The sequence below is a fragment of the Nonomuraea sp. NPDC049480 genome, from assembly GCF_044465905.1.
Taxonomy (GTDB): Bacteria; Actinomycetota; Actinomycetes; order Streptosporangiales; family Streptosporangiaceae; genus Nonomuraea.
The window spans coordinates 106,730-120,533 of record NZ_JBITMD010000033.1 but is presented as its reverse complement, the minus strand read 5'-3'; the positions used below and the strand labels follow the sequence as shown (position 1 = coordinate 120,533).

General features: G+C 71.3%; 15 protein-coding genes. 10 read left to right on the top strand and 5 right to left on the bottom strand.

Annotated features, from left to right (window positions below):
* Positions 1-97 precede the first annotated feature (97 nt).
* From ACIBX3_RS53050 to ACIBX3_RS53040, 3 genes are all read left to right on the top strand, one after another.
* On the top strand, positions 98-274 hold the full coding sequence (locus ACIBX3_RS53050; RefSeq protein ID WP_397128410.1) for a hypothetical protein: 177 nt from the start codon (positions 98-100) through the stop codon (positions 272-274).
* A gap of 72 nt (positions 275-346) precedes the next feature.
* On the top strand, positions 347-1,561 hold the full coding sequence (locus ACIBX3_RS53045; protein ID WP_397128409.1) for a hypothetical protein: 1,215 nt from the start codon (positions 347-349) through the stop codon (positions 1,559-1,561).
* Positions 1,562-2,070: 509 nt separating this feature from the next.
* Positions 2,071-4,047, top strand: a complete 1,977-nt coding sequence (locus ACIBX3_RS53040; protein WP_397128408.1) for a zinc ribbon domain-containing protein — start codon at positions 2,071-2,073, stop codon at positions 4,045-4,047.
* On the opposite strand, the gene ACIBX3_RS53035 is transcribed toward ACIBX3_RS53040, so the two are convergent.
* The 4 genes from ACIBX3_RS53035 to ACIBX3_RS53020 form a co-directional block, all read right to left on the bottom strand.
* Entirely contained in the window at positions 4,048-4,500 is a 453-nt protein-coding gene (locus tag ACIBX3_RS53035) for a hypothetical protein (RefSeq protein ID WP_397128407.1), read from the bottom strand.
* 202 nt (positions 4,501-4,702) lie between these two features.
* On the bottom strand, positions 4,703-5,425 hold the full coding sequence (locus ACIBX3_RS53030) for a response regulator (protein WP_397128406.1): 723 nt from the start codon (positions 5,423-5,425) through the stop codon (positions 4,703-4,705).
* Positions 5,416-5,646 carry a sensor histidine kinase gene (locus ACIBX3_RS53025; protein WP_397128405.1) on the bottom strand — a complete coding sequence of 77 codons (231 nt, stop codon included), beginning with the start codon at positions 5,644-5,646 and terminating at the stop codon, positions 5,416-5,418. The genes ACIBX3_RS53030 and ACIBX3_RS53025 overlap by 10 nt, the downstream gene beginning before the upstream one ends.
* An 8-nt stretch (positions 5,647-5,654) precedes the next feature.
* The gene (locus ACIBX3_RS53020) at positions 5,655-6,329 is read right to left on the bottom strand and encodes a sensor histidine kinase (protein WP_397128404.1); all 675 of its coding nucleotides are present in this window, start codon (positions 6,327-6,329) and stop codon (positions 5,655-5,657) included.
* Positions 6,330-6,409: 80 nt separating this feature from the next.
* Between ACIBX3_RS53020 and ACIBX3_RS53015 the strand changes: the two genes are divergently transcribed.
* The 6 genes from ACIBX3_RS53015 to ACIBX3_RS52990 are packed head-to-tail and all read left to right on the top strand — an operon-like array spanning position 6,410 to position 11,144.
* Positions 6,410-6,700, top strand: coding sequence for a hypothetical protein (locus ACIBX3_RS53015; RefSeq protein ID WP_397128402.1), 291 nt, complete (start codon positions 6,410-6,412; stop codon positions 6,698-6,700).
* Positions 6,701-6,704: 4 nt separating this feature from the next.
* Entirely contained in the window at positions 6,705-7,055 is a 351-nt protein-coding gene (locus tag ACIBX3_RS53010; protein WP_397128400.1) for a bifunctional 3-phenylpropionate/cinnamic acid dioxygenase ferredoxin subunit, read from the top strand.
* Positions 7,052-8,278: an NAD(P)/FAD-dependent oxidoreductase gene (locus tag ACIBX3_RS53005; protein ID WP_397128399.1), complete on the top strand. Its 1,227-nt coding sequence runs from the start codon at positions 7,052-7,054 to the stop codon at positions 8,276-8,278. The genes ACIBX3_RS53010 and ACIBX3_RS53005 overlap by 4 nt, the downstream gene beginning before the upstream one ends.
* A 13-nt stretch (positions 8,279-8,291) precedes the next feature.
* The gene (locus tag ACIBX3_RS53000; RefSeq protein WP_397128398.1) at positions 8,292-9,377 is read left to right on the top strand and encodes an S-(hydroxymethyl)mycothiol dehydrogenase; all 1,086 of its coding nucleotides are present in this window, start codon (positions 8,292-8,294) and stop codon (positions 9,375-9,377) included.
* A complete protein-coding gene (locus tag ACIBX3_RS52995; protein ID WP_397128397.1) occupies positions 9,377-10,000 on the top strand; it encodes an MBL fold metallo-hydrolase in 624 nt (207 codons plus the stop codon). Before ACIBX3_RS53000 ends, ACIBX3_RS52995 begins: the two co-directional genes overlap by 1 nt.
* Positions 10,001-10,028: 28 nt before the next feature.
* A complete protein-coding gene (locus tag ACIBX3_RS52990; RefSeq protein ID WP_397128396.1) occupies positions 10,029-11,144 on the top strand; it encodes an aromatic ring-hydroxylating dioxygenase subunit alpha in 1,116 nt (371 codons plus the stop codon).
* A 27-nt stretch (positions 11,145-11,171) separates the two neighbouring features.
* On the opposite strand, the gene ACIBX3_RS52985 is transcribed toward ACIBX3_RS52990, so the two are convergent.
* Complete coding sequence (locus ACIBX3_RS52985; protein WP_397128395.1) at positions 11,172-11,945, bottom strand: IclR family transcriptional regulator; 774 nt, start codon at positions 11,943-11,945, stop codon at positions 11,172-11,174.
* A gap of 127 nt (positions 11,946-12,072) precedes the next feature.
* On the opposite strand from ACIBX3_RS52985, the gene betA reads away from it, so the two are divergent.
* Positions 12,073-13,713 carry a choline dehydrogenase gene (gene betA, locus ACIBX3_RS52980; RefSeq protein WP_397128394.1) on the top strand — a complete coding sequence of 547 codons (1,641 nt, stop codon included), beginning with the start codon at positions 12,073-12,075 and terminating at the stop codon, positions 13,711-13,713.
* Positions 13,714-13,804 lie beyond the last annotated feature (91 nt).

Sequence of the window (13,804 nt, the reverse complement as noted above, 5' to 3'; positions counted from 1 at the left end):
TCTTGGGATGTCTTCACAAACTCCGAATGATCACGTGGTGGCCGTCTTCATGCCACCTCAACGCCCAAGATCGCGAAGTGTCACTGGAGTACTAGCCGTGGCCGATCTGCCCGGGTGCGACATCCTGCGGTCGGCGGACAGGCACGCCAGGGCGTCCGGAGGACGCATGATCGTCATCGGCGGCGGCGTGTTGCCCGGCCAGGGGAGTGGTGATCTCGAGCTGTTTCCGTCCGTTGGAGCCGCCCTCACCGCGCTGACCGGGTCCTGGCCGTAGCGCCGATGGCAGGCAGGCCCTGGCTGCCGAAGCCGGCGGGAACCTGGCGGGGACGGGCGGTGTAAGGAGAGCGTGTCCTCCATCACGAGACGTCAGGCATTCGCGCTCGGCGCGGTGGCCGCCGTGTCAGCCTGCGCCGCCGAGCGGCCCGCCACGAAGGCCGCGCCCGCGGTCCCCGCCCCCAAGCCGGGCCGCCTGTTCGCCACGACCGCCGCCGGGCTGGCCGTGGTCGACCTGGCCAAGGGCACGGTCAAGGCCGTCTACCCCGCGGCCGTGGCCGACGGCACCTGGACCACTGTTCACCAGCTCAGGGACGGCCGCCTGCGTAGTTACGAGCCCGGCACCGGCGCCCTGCTGGCCGACGAACCGGTCGACGGCCGGCAGATCAAGGCCATCTCCCCCCGGATGATCGCGGTGGGGCCGCCGCCCGGGCCGCGCCGCCGTACCAGGATCACGCTGATCGGCGAGAACGGCACGCGTGCGGTCGAGCTGGACGGCAACCTCGATCCCGAGGCGTTCTCCAGCGACGGCCGGGCCATGTACCTGCTGGACCACCTGCCGCCCGAGCAGCCCGACCGCTACCGGGTGCGGATGTACGACCTGGACGCCGGCAAGATAGGGCCGCTGCAGACGCGTGACAAGAGGCAGGTCCTCCCCGGCACGGAGGAGGAGATGCGCGGGCAGGGGCGCCAGGCCGTACTGGACCCCGCCGCGAACGTCCTCTATACCCTCTACACCCACCAGGACGACCACCTGCACACGCGTGACCTGGTGGCGGGGCGGGACCAGAGCCCCGGCGTGCACGCGTTCGTGCACGTGCTCAACCTGGACCAGAGGTGGGCCTACTGCCTGGACCTGCCCGCGCCGTTCGGCCTGGGCCCGCCCGAGGCGCACACGATCGCGCTGGACGCGGCGGGCAGGCGGCTGTACTCCTTCGACGCCTCCACCGGCGGCATCGTGGTGGCCTCCACCGATGACCAGGTGATCCGGCGCAGCGGCCTGCTCGGCAAGCAGCCCGGGGGAGAGGCGTACGCGGCGGCGGGCGGCCGGCGCGTCTACGTGGCGGCGGGTTCGCAGGTGCTGGTGGCCGACGGTGAGACGCTCGCGCCGCTGGCCGCCTGGGCGCTTCCCGGCCCTGCGCGCGGCGTCATCTGGACGGCCGGCGAGCTGCTGGTGGGGGCGGGCGATCAGGTGATCCGGCTGGACCCGGACACGGGAGCCAGGCTCGGCGCTGTCGCTCTGCCGGGCCTGCGGGCGGTACGGCACGCCGAACGCATCCCAGGCTGAGCGGGAGGCGGTCCACCGTGAGGAACAAGGGACCGTCGCTGTCGCTGATCAGACGGTGCGAAGAGCAGCCCTTTCGCAAGCCTGGCAACCTCCGTCGTGCGGTTCGAAAGCCACCGGGAGGACGGCCCCGCCCGCGCGGGTTCGGCTTGCGGCGGCAGGAACACGTACCGCTTCTTGCCGCTGCCCAGCCGCAGGTCGACCGGGATCCACGAGTTGAGGAAGCGGGCCGGAGGCTCACCAGTTTCATTAGGGATCCTCAAGTTCCGTGGTGGTTGATTGGTGGCGGCGCTTCTTCGGTCGCAACGAGGGAGAGGCGCCCCGGGGGTCGGTGAGGCCGGCAGGTGGTCGGGTGTATCGCTCAGGTGTTCTACCCGAGAGAACCAAAGACTGGTAGCCTGACGGTCACTCAGGGTGAAAATCGGGGGTGGTGGGATGCCGGTGGGGGTGCGGGCGTGCCGGTCGGCTGTCGATCCGGCGCCGCGCGCGGCAGCCAAGGACGGGAGCGGGCGGTGAGCCGGAGGCTGCCGCCGGCCGCGGGTCAGAGCGCCCGCACGGCGTGTGCCCGCGCGCTGCTGCGCGGTGGGGTGGCGGAGAAGAGCGGCGAGCCGGTGCCTGCGGCGGTGCTGGCCGAGCGGGTCGGCTGGTGCGCGGACCTGGTCTCGGCCATGACGGCAGGGGTGCTGGCCGAGCATTGGGCCACCTGCGATGTCGCTCTGCTGGCCGGTGGGGTGGATGCGGGCGGGCGCAGGCTGCCATCGCAGGCGTGGATGGCGTTGCGCAGGCTGGGCTGGACGGCCACCGCGCCGGCGGGCGTCACGGTCAACGACCGGATCGCGCGGATGGCGCAGGAGCAGGCCGGGCGGCTGCTGCGCTCGGCACACTGGCGGGCCGAACTCACCGCCGGAGTGCTGGCCACCCGGCCCGCCGATCCGCTCAACCGCACCGCCGGGGAGTGGGATGCGGTGCGCGCCGCCATCCCCGGCGGCCGGGATCTGCCCGCCACGGTCATCAAGGCGCGCACCCGGCAGATCGCCGCGTTCGTGCGCGCTCAGGGACGGCTGCCCGCCGATGTGTGCGAGCTGGAAGGCGTGCCCCGGGCGGCGCGGATGCTGGTGCTGGCCGCCTGTGACCGCCAGCAGGCCACCATCCGGCGCAGCGAGAGCGAGCCGGGGCGGGCGCTGCTGCGGCTGCAGCTGCCCACCCGCCCCGATCCGCGCTCCTACGCCGACTGGACCTGGGTGGCCTGCCCCATCACGCTGCCCCCGACGGTGCCCGCGGATGCGGTGCTGCACCTGCCCACCCTGCGCCCGCGGGACGGGAGCGTGCGCGCCGATATCGCCTACACCCACCCCGTCCCGGCGGCCCGGCGCGTCGGCCACACCATCGCGCTCGGCGTGGACTGGGGCCTGAACACGGTGTTTTCGGCCGGCGCGGTAGGCCTGCATGCGGACGGGCGCCTGACCGCGCTGGGGGCCGGCGCCCAGTTCCGCGCCGCCGGTGTGCTGGCCAAACAACACCGGCTCCGCAGACTGGGCGAGCATCTGCATGCCAAGACCGGCCGCTACCAGCGCCTGCTCGACGGGTGTGCACCCCATCCGGCCCTGGAGGGCAAGCAGGCGCGGCTGGCCGAAGAGTCCCGCCGCCTGTCGGCACGCCGGAGGCACCTCAACGACGCGCTGGCGTGGGCGGCCGCCCGCTGGGTGGTCGACCAGGCCATCGCCGCCAAAGCGACGGTCATCTACGTGGAAGATTTGCGCTCGCTGGAAGCCGCCGGGATGGGCCGCACTTTGAACACCCGCCTGTCGCAGCAGGTCCGCGGCCAGATCGCCGGCCACATCCGGCACCTGGCCGCCGAGAGCGGCATCGCGGTGGTGAGCGTCCCGGCGCGCAACACCTCCAAGCATTGCCCGCACTGCCTGAGCGTGCTGCGGCACCGCAAGGCCCCCGACCGGCCCACGGTCGCGGGCTGGAAGTGGGCCTGGTGCCCGGAGTGTGGCTGGCAGGGCGATCGCGACCAGGGCGCCTGGCAGCGCATCGCCGCCCGCGGACTGACCCACCAGGCCACCACCGTCACCGACCGGGCCAGCGGCGCCATGGCGATCGGCTCTGTCGTGGACAAGCTCGAAGCCCGGGCGGTCATCACCCCGCCCACCCCGAAGACCCGCCGGACGGATCGGTCGAAGACCGGACCCACCCGGCGCCGCACTCCACGCCCCGCGCCCAGGCGACGCAGGGCACCCTCCCCAGCACGACCCGCCGGTCGGGCTGGCCAGCGTCCGGAGGGACACGCTCACACGGGCCGGACCGGGCTGCCCCGCGCCGCCCACCGGCACCAGGGCGTGACGACGATCAGCACAACCACCAGTCGGCACCGGCCACGCGGGGCGGCGTTAGGCGCGGGTTTCCACCTGCACGCCCACGCCACCCCGCCACGGTGGGCACCACCCACGCCAGACGCTACGCCTGACACGGGATCGCCAAGCTGATCAGAGACGCTTTCGGGAGGTCGTGAGGACGCCGACGCGGTCGCCCCGGCTCATCGCGGCTCTGATGGAGGACGGTACGGACAGCGCGCCGCCGTAGTTCTTGAAGACGCGTGTGCGGGCGCACCGGGCCAGATAGGCGATCTGTACGGCGTCGTGGCCGTACAGGAAACACGGAGGGCGCAGGCCGAGGTGGTGGAGCCGTGAGGCGGCCTCGGCGGTGACGGCGCGTGCGGCGTGGATTTGCCTGCTGTTGACATAGAGGGATCTGGCCTGCACGACGAAGTAGCAGAGCATCCCGATGATGGCGAGCAGCGCGTACGCGGGCAACAGGAAGCGCGGAGCGGCGTAGCCGACGGTGAAGATGTAGGCGAGGGCGAGCGAGAGGCCGCAGGCGAGGGCCGCCACGAGAGCCCCCCGCCGCCGGGCCGTCCGGATGGGGACCATCGGCCTCATGCATGGTTCCCACGCTACGAATGGCGAGGTCAGAGCCTGTTCAGGGCGCGGGCGGCATCTGTATCCCCTTGCGATTCCCTTACGCGATCTCGTGCTGCTCCCCGCCCGCGGTTGCGGTCCCCTGATTTTCCGCAGGTTCTCCGGCTGGCAGGCACGCCATGTCCCGCCGTGAGGAGCCGCAGCCCCGCCGCCTTCGGTTCACTCACGTCCCGCGACCGCGTGCACGGGGCTCGCCCGCAATGTCACCCAGGCGGGCACCAATGTGGCCGCGAGGCCGAGGACAGCGCAGAGCAGGACCAGCCCGAAGTAGAGCGGCACATCCACGGTCGGCAGCGCGGGCGACTCTGCTCTTGACGGTGCTCTCCGAGCAGCCCAGACGTGTGGCGATCTCGGCGTTGGACAGTCCGTGCGCGATCAGGCTCAGCACCTCCTGTTCCTTGCCGGTGAGCCCGTCGGTGCGGCCGGGTTCCACTCCGGAGGAGGCGGTCGGCTCGCGGGTGACTCTGGCGATCAGCTTCCGCGCGACCTGTGGTGACAGCACGCTCCCACCTTGGGAGGCGGTGAGCAGCGCGGCGGCCAGACCCTCGGGCGGCACCGTCTTGAGCACGTAGCCGACGGCGCCCGCGCGGAGCGCGCCCAGCACGTACTCCTCCGCGTCGAACGTCGTGAGCATGAGCACCGGCGGTGGAGGCCCGTCGTGCGGCCAGCCCTCGTGGATCCGGCGGACCGCCGCCACGCCGTCCAGCACCGGCATCTGCACGTCCATCAGCACCACGTCGGGCCGATGGCCGAAGACCGCCGTCACCGCCTGCTCGCCGTCGGCCGCCTCGGCCACCACCCGGAAGCCTCCCAGGCCGTCGATGATGAGGCGCAGGCCCGCGCGGACCACCTCCTGATCTTCGGCGAGCACGACGTTCACGGCCACGGGATCACCGCCCGCACCCGGAAACCGCCTGACGGCGTGGGGCACGCCTCCAGGCTGCCGTCGTGCACCTCGGCCCGGGCCCGCATCCCGGCCAGCCCGCTGCCGGAGCCGGGAACCCGGATCGAAGGTCCTGGCCCCGGTAGGTTCTCGACGAGGAGCTCCACGCCCGTTCCGATCCGCGTCAGCCGTACCGAGACCTGGGTGGGGCCGGCGTGGCGCACGACGTTGGTCAGCGACTCTGGATGATCCGGTAGCAGGAGATCTGCACCGCCTCCGGCAGTCCGTCGGCCACCTCGGCGGACACGGTCAGCCCGGCCAGGCGGGCGTCGGCCAGCAAGCCTTCGAGATCGTTCAGGGTGGGCGGCGACGGCTCGGGCGCGCCGATCGCCCCCAGCAGGAGGCGCATCTCCTCCAGCGCCGCCGCGGCCGAGCCCGCGATGCGTTCCAGGCTCCGGGTGGCCTGCTCAGGTGCGAACCTGGCCGCGTGGGCCTGTACGGCGATCGCGGTGAGGTCGTGGCTGACGGTGTCGTGCAGTTCCCGGCCGATCCTGTCGCGCTCGTCGTGGACGGCCCGCCGCGCGTTGGCGGCTTGCTCCATGCGCAGCCGCTCGGTGACGGCACGCAGCCGGACCACGTCACGCAGGCGCAGCCGTATCGTCAGTCCCAGCGCCCAGGCCCCGGCGATGATGGGCGCCGCGCCGAACGCGTCGGCGGGCTCCTCCAGATCGCCCAGCGCCAGGACGCCGGCCACCCATGCCTCCGCGGCCAGCAGGCCGAGTCCCGAGCGCGGCCAGGTGGCGTACCGGCCCGCGCTGTAGACGGCCAGCGCCACCGGTGCGTCGCCGATCAGATGCACCGACTGCGACCACACCAGCAGGTCACCGCCGGTAGCGAGCGCGGTCACGATGATCGGCCAGTGGCGCCTGGCGAGCAGGGGAGCACGGCTACCGCCGCGCCCGCCCAAACGACGGGACTGGTCTGCTCATGGACGAATTGGAGCGCCACGGCCACGCTCAGGCCGGTGACCATCAGGATATCGACGGTCCGGGGGGTCGGAAGGGCCGCCACATGATCATCGTATGTGATGAAGTCGTGCGCCCCGGCTCACCCAGGGAGATCCAGATCGCCGACGTCCGGCCCGGCATCTCACGGTTGCCGGGCAAACCCAGAATCCATGTACCAAGTCCCCGCAAACCGGTCTTGACATCCGCATTCCGCACCCTCAATCTGTTGCGTATAGCGCTAGACGTTTCTCTTTGCGAAACCGGGGTGTGACACGATGATCCCAGCGTGCCCTCTCGCGTCACTGCCGCGAGGCGAGGCCCTCCGCCTCGACGTCGATCCGCCCATCGCGGTCTTCCACACCGACGACGGCGACCTCTTCGCGATCGACGACACCTGCACCCACCAGGATGCCTCGCTGGCGGACGGATGGCTGGAGGGCTGCGAGATCGAATGCCCGCTGCATGCCTCGCGCTTCGACCTGCGCACCGGAGCGGTGGACGCCCCTCCCGCGAAGCGGCCGGTCCGCACGCATCAGGTCGTCGTGGAGGACGACGTCATCTATGTCCGTCCGTCGGACGCGCCGCCCAACCTGCCGCCGGGTGTCACCTTGAAGGGCCAGGCGTGAACACGGTCTGCGTGGTCGGCGCCTCGCTCGCGGGACTGCTGACGGCCCGCGCCCTGCGCGATCAGGGCTACGAGGGACGGCTCGTCGTGATCGGGGAGGAGCGGCACCGGCCCTACGACCGTCCCCCTCTGTCCAAGGACTTCCTCAAGGGCGTGACCGGCGAGGCCGACCTGGCGCTGGAGGGCGACGGCGAGGATCCCCGCATCGAATGGCGGCTCGGGGTGGCCGCGACCGGCCTGGACGCCGCCTCCCGCCGGATCGCGCTGAGCGACGGCACCTCGCTGGCGGCGGACGGCATAGTGATCGCCACCGGGGCGGCCGCGCGCACGCTCCCGGGCACTGAGGGCCTGAGCGGCGTCCACACGCTGCGCACCCTCGACGACGCCCGTGCCCTGCGCGCGGAGCTGGAGACCGCCAGGCGGCTGGTGGTGATCGGCGGCGGTTTCATCGGCGCCGAGGTCGCCGCCACGGCCCACGAGCTCGGCCTGGACGTCACCCTCGTGGAGGCGGGACCGGCGCCGCTGGCCGGCGTCGTCGGCCTCACGATGGCGCAGGCCATCGCCGCCCTGCACGAGCGGCGCGGCGTCCGGCTGATCGGCGGCGCCCGCGTGGCCGAGGTGACCCGCGTGGCCGAGGTGACAGGTACGGAGCCGGCCGGCGAACGACGGCCGGCGGACGGCTCGCGCCGGGCGGACGGTGTACGGCTGGGGGACGGCACGTACCTGCCTGCCGACGTCGTGGTGGTCGGCATCGGGGCGGTGCCCAACACCGGCTGGTTGCGGGGCAGCGGCGTCGAACTGGGCGACGGCGTGCTCTGCGACGAGGGCGGCGGCACCTCGGTTCCGGGGATCGTCGCCGTCGGGGACTGCGCGGCCTGGTGGGACCCCGCACAGGACCGCCACCACCGGATCGAGCACTGGACCGGCGCGCGCCAGCGGGCCGCCGTCGCGGCGGCGACGCTGCTGTCCGGCGGCACCGCCCGCCCGGCTCCCGCGCGCCCGGCCTACTTCTGGTCCGACCAGTTCGATCTGAAGATCCAGTTCATCGGGCGCGCCGGCGAGGCGGACACCGTGACCGTGGAGGAGGGCGACCCGGCCGAAGGCAGCTTCCTCGCCGTCTACCGGCAGGCGGATCGCCCGGTGGCGGTGCTGGGTGTCAACCAGGCCCGGCTGTTCACCCGCTGGCGTCGCCATTTGGAGAGCGCGCCGGTGCAGGCCGGCTAGCAAGGAGTGAAACATGGCTCATGAAGTACGCGGCGTGGTCGCGACGGGCAAGGGCAAGCCGGTCAGCCTGGAGACGATCCTCGTGCCGGATCCGGGTCCCGGCGAGGCGCTGGTGAAGGTGCAGGCGTGCGGCGTCTGCCACACCGACCTGCACTACCGCGAAGGCGGCATCAACGACGAGTTCCCGTTCCTGCTCGGCCACGAGGCGGCCGGGGTGGTCGAGGCCGTCGGCCCCGGCGTCGCCGACGTCGCGCCCGGCGACTTCGTCATCCTCAACTGGCGCGCCGTCTGCGGGGCCTGCCGTTCCTGTCTCAGGGGCCGTCCGCAGTACTGCTTCAACACCCACAACGCCACGCAGAAGATGACGCTGGCGGACGGCACGCCGCTCAGCCCCGCTCTGGGCATCGGCGCGTTCGCCGAGAAGACGCTGGTGGCCGCGGGCCAGTGCACCAAGGTCGACCCGGCCGCCTCCCCTGCGGCCGCCGGACTCCTCGGGTGCGGCGTGATGGCCGGCCTCGGCGCGGCCGTGAACACCGGCGGGGTCGGCCGCGGCGACTCTGTCGCGGTCATCGGCTGCGGCGGCGTCGGCAACGCGGCGATCGCCGGAGCCCGGCTGGCCGGCGCCACCACGATCATCGCCGTCGACGTGGACGACCGGAAGCTCGACTGGGCCCGCGGTTTCGGCGCGACGCACACCGTCAACGCCAAGGAGACCGACCCCGTCGAACGGATCAGGGAGCTCACCGGCGGATTCGGCGCGGACGTGGTGATCGACGCGGTCGGCCGCCCGGAGACGTTCAAGCAGGCGTTCTACGCCCGCGACCTGGCCGGGACCGCGGTGCTCGTGGGCGTCCCCACGCCCGAGATGACGCTCGGCCTGCCGCTGCTCGACGTCTTCGGCCGCGGCGGCGCGCTCAAGTCGAGCTGGTACGGCGACTGCCTGCCGAGCCGGGACTTCCCCATGCTGATCTCCCTCTACCTGCAGGGCCGGATCGACCTCGACGCGTTCGTCACCGAGACCATCGGCCTGGGCGACGTCGAGGAAGCCTTCGCCAAGATGCACCACGGCGAGGTGCTCCGGTCTGTGGTGATGCTGTGATGCGGATCGAGCGACTCGTCACCTCCGGCACCTTCAGCCTGGACGGCGGCACGTGGGACGTCGACAACAACGTCTGGCTGCTCGGTGACGACGAGCAGGTCCTCGTCATCGACGCGGCCCACGACGCCGGGGCGATCGCGACGGCCGTGGGCGACCGCAGGGTCACCGGGATCGTGTGCACGCACGCCCACAACGACCATGTGGACGCCGCGCCCGGCCTGTCCGCGCGCACCGGGGCGCCGGTCCTGCTGCACCCGGACGACGAGGTGCTGTGGAAGCTCGCGCACCCCTCCGCGTCGCCGGACCGGCCGCTGGTGAACGGGCAGATCCTGCGGATCGGCGACTGCGCCGTGCACGTCCTGCACACCCCGGGGCACGCCCCGGGAGCGGTGTGCCTGTACGTGCCCGAGCTCGGCGCGCTGTTCTCCGGCGACACCCTCTTCCAGGGCGGCCCTGGGGCCACGGGGAGGTCGCACAGCGACTTCTCCACGATCATCTCGTCCATCAGCCAGACCCTGCTCACGCTCCCCGCCGAGACGGTGGTGCATACCGGACACGGCGCCGACACCACGATCGGAGCCGAGGCTCCGCAGCTAGAGGACTGGATCCGCCGCGGACACTGACCCGGCCCGTTCCCAGAGGAGTATTTCCGTGACCACCGCAACGACCTCCAGCGTCATTCCCACTCTCCCGGGCCGCTACTACACCGATCCGGGTCTCTTCGCGCTGGAGCAGAGGAACATCTTCGAGGCGATGTGGTTCTGCGCGGTGCGCTCGTCCGACCTGCCCAAGCCGGGCGCGTTCAAGACGGTGCAGGTCGGCGCCGAGAACCTGATCATCAGCCGGGCGCGTGACGGGTCGGTACGCGCCTTCTACAACGTTTGCCGGCACCGCGGCGCGACGCTGTGCACGGAGGAGTCCGGTGAGGTCAAGCGGGCCTTCCAGTGCGCCTACCACGCGTGGACGTACGACCTGGACGGCAAACTGATCGCGGCGCCCAACCTGACCAAGATGGCGGACCTGGACCGGGTGAAGTACGGGCTGGTCAAGGTGCACGTGCGGGAGTGGCTCGGCTACGTGTGGGTCTGCCTGGCCGACGACCCGCCGTCATTCGAACAGGACGTGCACGGCGCGGTGGAGGAGCGGCTGGGCGCGCTGCAGCTGATCGACAACTACGACGTGGCGAACCTGGAGGTCGGGCGGCGGATCGTCTACGACGTCAAGGCCAACTGGAAGCTCATCGTCGAGAACTTCATGGAGTGCTACCACTGCGCGACGATCCACCCCGAGCTGACCGAGGTGCTGCCGGAGTTCGCCGACGGGTACGCCGCACAGTACTTCGTCGGCCACGGCGCGGAGTTCGGCGAGCGGATCGAGGGCTTCACCGTGGACGGCTCGGAGGGGCTCGACCGCATCCCGACGGTGACCGAGGAGCAGGACCGGCGCTACTACGCGATCACCATCAAGCCTCAGGTCTTCATCAACCTGGTGCCCGACCACGTCATCCTGCACCGCATGTTCCCCCTCGCCGTCGATCGCACGGTGGTCGAGTGCGACTGGCTCTACCTCCCCGACGTGGTGGCCGGCGGCAAGGATCTGGACAAGTCGGTCGAACTCTTCCACCGGGTCAACGAGCAGGACTTCGACGCGTGCGAGCGCTGCCAGCCCGCGATGAGCTCGCGCACGTACGCCCAGGGCGGCGTGCTGGTGCCCAGCGAGCACCACATCGGTAGCTTCCACGAGTGGGTCCAGAGCCGGATCGGATAGCGGTGCGCGGTGATCAGCGGGGGCCGGCTAGCCCGCGTAGCCGAGCCGCCGGCTGATCTCGTCGGCCCCGCCGATGAGGACGGGCGCGAGCTCGTGGATGCGCTCGACGCCGAAGCGGTAGGCGGGCCCGGAGGCGCTGATCGCGGCGACGACCTCGCCGTGGTAGGCGCGGATGGGCGCGGCCATGGTGTTCAGCCCGTTCTCCAGCTCCTCCAGGCAGAAGGCGTAGCCCGCTACGCGCGTCTCGGCGAGCTGCTTCTCCAGCGCGTCGACGTCGGTGATGGTCTGGGGCGTGAGGCTCTCCAGCGTCACCTCCGACAGCAGCCGGGCGCGCTCGTTGTCGTCGAGGTGGGCGAGCAGCGCCTTGCCGCTCGAGGTGGCGTGCAGCGGGGTGATCTGGCCGACCCAGTTGTAGGCGGTGACCGCCGAGGGGCCGCGGACCTGGTCGAGGTTGACCGCGTACGTGGAGCGGAGCACGGCGATGTTGACCGTCTCCCCGATCTCCTCGGCCAGCCGGTGGCAGACCGGCCGGGCCCGCTGGATGATGTCCATCTGCGTGCTGACCCCGCCGGCCAGCCGGATGATGCCGAAGCCCAGGCGGTACTTGCCGCGATCCTCGGCCTGCTCCACCAGGCCACGTGCCTCCAGCGCGCCGAGCAGCCGGAAGGCGGTCGACTTGTGCACGTCGATCTCCGCGGCGACCTCGCTCACTCCCGCCTCGCCCCGGCGGGACAGGATCTCCAGCACGCTGATCGCCCTGTCAACCGACTGCACGCCCCCACTGCCCGAGTCGTTGCTCATAGCGAAACTGTAAGTGCTACAAGGAACCCGCGTCGAACATACCACCAAAAGATCTCCTGTTGCATCTAGTGAAACGCGATGCGTATAGCGATACGATTCGGTGAAACGTGCGATGAGACGAGGCATTATGACGTCACACGAGTACGACTTCGTCATCGTCGGAGGCGGATCGGCGGGCTGCGCCCTGGCCAACCGGCTCTCCGCGGATCCTGCCACGCGAGTGCTGGTCCTGGAGGCGGGCCGCCCGGATCATCCGTGGGACGTGTTCATCCACATGCCCGCGGCCCTGCCTTTCCCCATCGGCAACCGCTTCTACGACTGGCGGTACGAGTCCGAGCCCGAGCCTCACATGCACGGCCGGCGCATCTACCACGCCCGAGGGAAGGTGCTCGGCGGCTCCAGCAGCATCAACGGCATGATCTTCCAGCGGGGCAACCCGATGGACTACGAGCGCTGGGGCGCCGACCCGGGGATGAAGAGCTGGGACTACGCGCACTGCCTGCCGTACTTCAAGCGGATGGAGAACTGCCTGGCCGACCCGGGCACCCCCTTCCGCGGCCACGACGGGCCGCTGGTGCTGGAACGCGGGCCCGCCGGCACGCCGCTCTTCGGGGCGTTCTTCGAGGCCGTCCAGCAAGCCGGCTACCCGCTGACCGACGACGTCAACGGCTACCGCCAGGAGGGCTTCGCGCGCTTCGACCGCAACATCCGCGACGGCCGCCGCCTCAGCGCCGCCCGCGCCTACCTGCATCCGGTGCTCAAGCGCCCGAACCTCACGGTCAAGACCCGCGCCTTCGTGTCGAGGGTGCTCTTCGAGGGCACGCGAGCGGTCGGCGTGGAGTACGACGGCGGCACCGTACGCGCGAAAGAGGTCATCCTGTGCGGCGGCGCCATCAACTCCCCTCAACTGCTGCAGCTGTCCGGCGTCGGCAACGCGAGTGAGCTGTCCGCGCTGGGCATCGGCGTGGTGCACGACCTGCCGGGCGTCGGCGAGAACCTGCAGGATCACCTGGAGGTCTACATCCAGCACGGCTGTTCCCAGCCGGTCTCGATGCAGCCCAACCTGCAGAAGTGGCGCCATCCGTGGATCGGCGCGCAGTGGCTCTTCCTGCGCAAGGGGCCGGGGGCGACCAACCACTTCGAGGCCGGCGGCTTCGTCCGCAGCAACGACGACGTCGACTACCCCAACCTGATGTTCCACTTCCTGCCCATCGCCGTCCGCTACGACGGCTCGGCGCCCGCGGGCGGGCACGGTTACCAGGTGCACGTCGGGCCGATGTACTCCGACGCCCGCGGCTCGGTGAAGATCAAGAGCGCCGACCCGCGGCAACACCCCGCCCTGCGGTTCAACTACCTGTCCACCGAGCAGGACCGGCGGGAGTGGGCAGAGGCCGTCCGGGTGACCAGGAGCATCCTCGGTCAGCCCGCGCTGGCCGAGTTCAGCACGGGGGAACTGTCGCCGGGGCCCTCCGTCGAGACCGACGAGGAGATCCTCGACTGGGTCGCGAAGGACGGTGAGACGGCCCTGCACCCCTCCTGCACGGCCAAGATGGGGATCGACGAGATGTCCGTGGTGGACCCGGAGACCATGCGCGTGCACGGCGTCGACGGGCTGCGCGTGGTGGACGCCTCGGTCATGCCGTACGTCACCAACGGCAACATCTACGCGCCGGTCATGATGCTGGCGGAGAAGGCGGCCGACCTGATCCTCGGCAACACCCCGCTCCCGCCCGAGACCACCGCGTTCTACCGGCACAAGAAGAAGTGACAGAGGGACGCCGAACGTGATGCCGGCCATGCGGGGGCCGGCCCGTCGCGGTACTGCTGCATGAACGGCATGCTCCCGCCGGCCATGCGCA

Bases quoted from the DNA above. Each gene is read 5' to 3' on its own strand.
- ACIBX3_RS52995 (WP_397128397.1), top strand. From the start codon at position 9,377: ATGCGGATCGAGCGACTCGTCACCTCCGGCACCTTCAGCCTGGACGGC.
- ACIBX3_RS53015 (WP_397128402.1), top strand. From the start codon at position 6,410: ATGGACGAATTGGAGCGCCACGGCCACGCTCAGGCCGGTGACCATCAG.
- ACIBX3_RS53000 (WP_397128398.1), top strand. From the start codon at position 8,292: ATGGCTCATGAAGTACGCGGCGTGGTCGCGACGGGCAAGGGCAAGCCG.
- ACIBX3_RS53010 (WP_397128400.1), top strand. From the start codon at position 6,705: ATGATCCCAGCGTGCCCTCTCGCGTCACTGCCGCGAGGCGAGGCCCTC.
- ACIBX3_RS52985 (WP_397128395.1), bottom strand. From the start codon at position 11,945: ATGAGCAACGACTCGGGCAGTGGGGGCGTGCAGTCGGTTGACAGGGCG.
- ACIBX3_RS53035 (WP_397128407.1), bottom strand. From the start codon at position 4,500: ATGAGGCCGATGGTCCCCATCCGGACGGCCCGGCGGCGGGGGGCTCTC.
- betA (WP_397128394.1), top strand. From the start codon at position 12,073: ATGACGTCACACGAGTACGACTTCGTCATCGTCGGAGGCGGATCGGCG.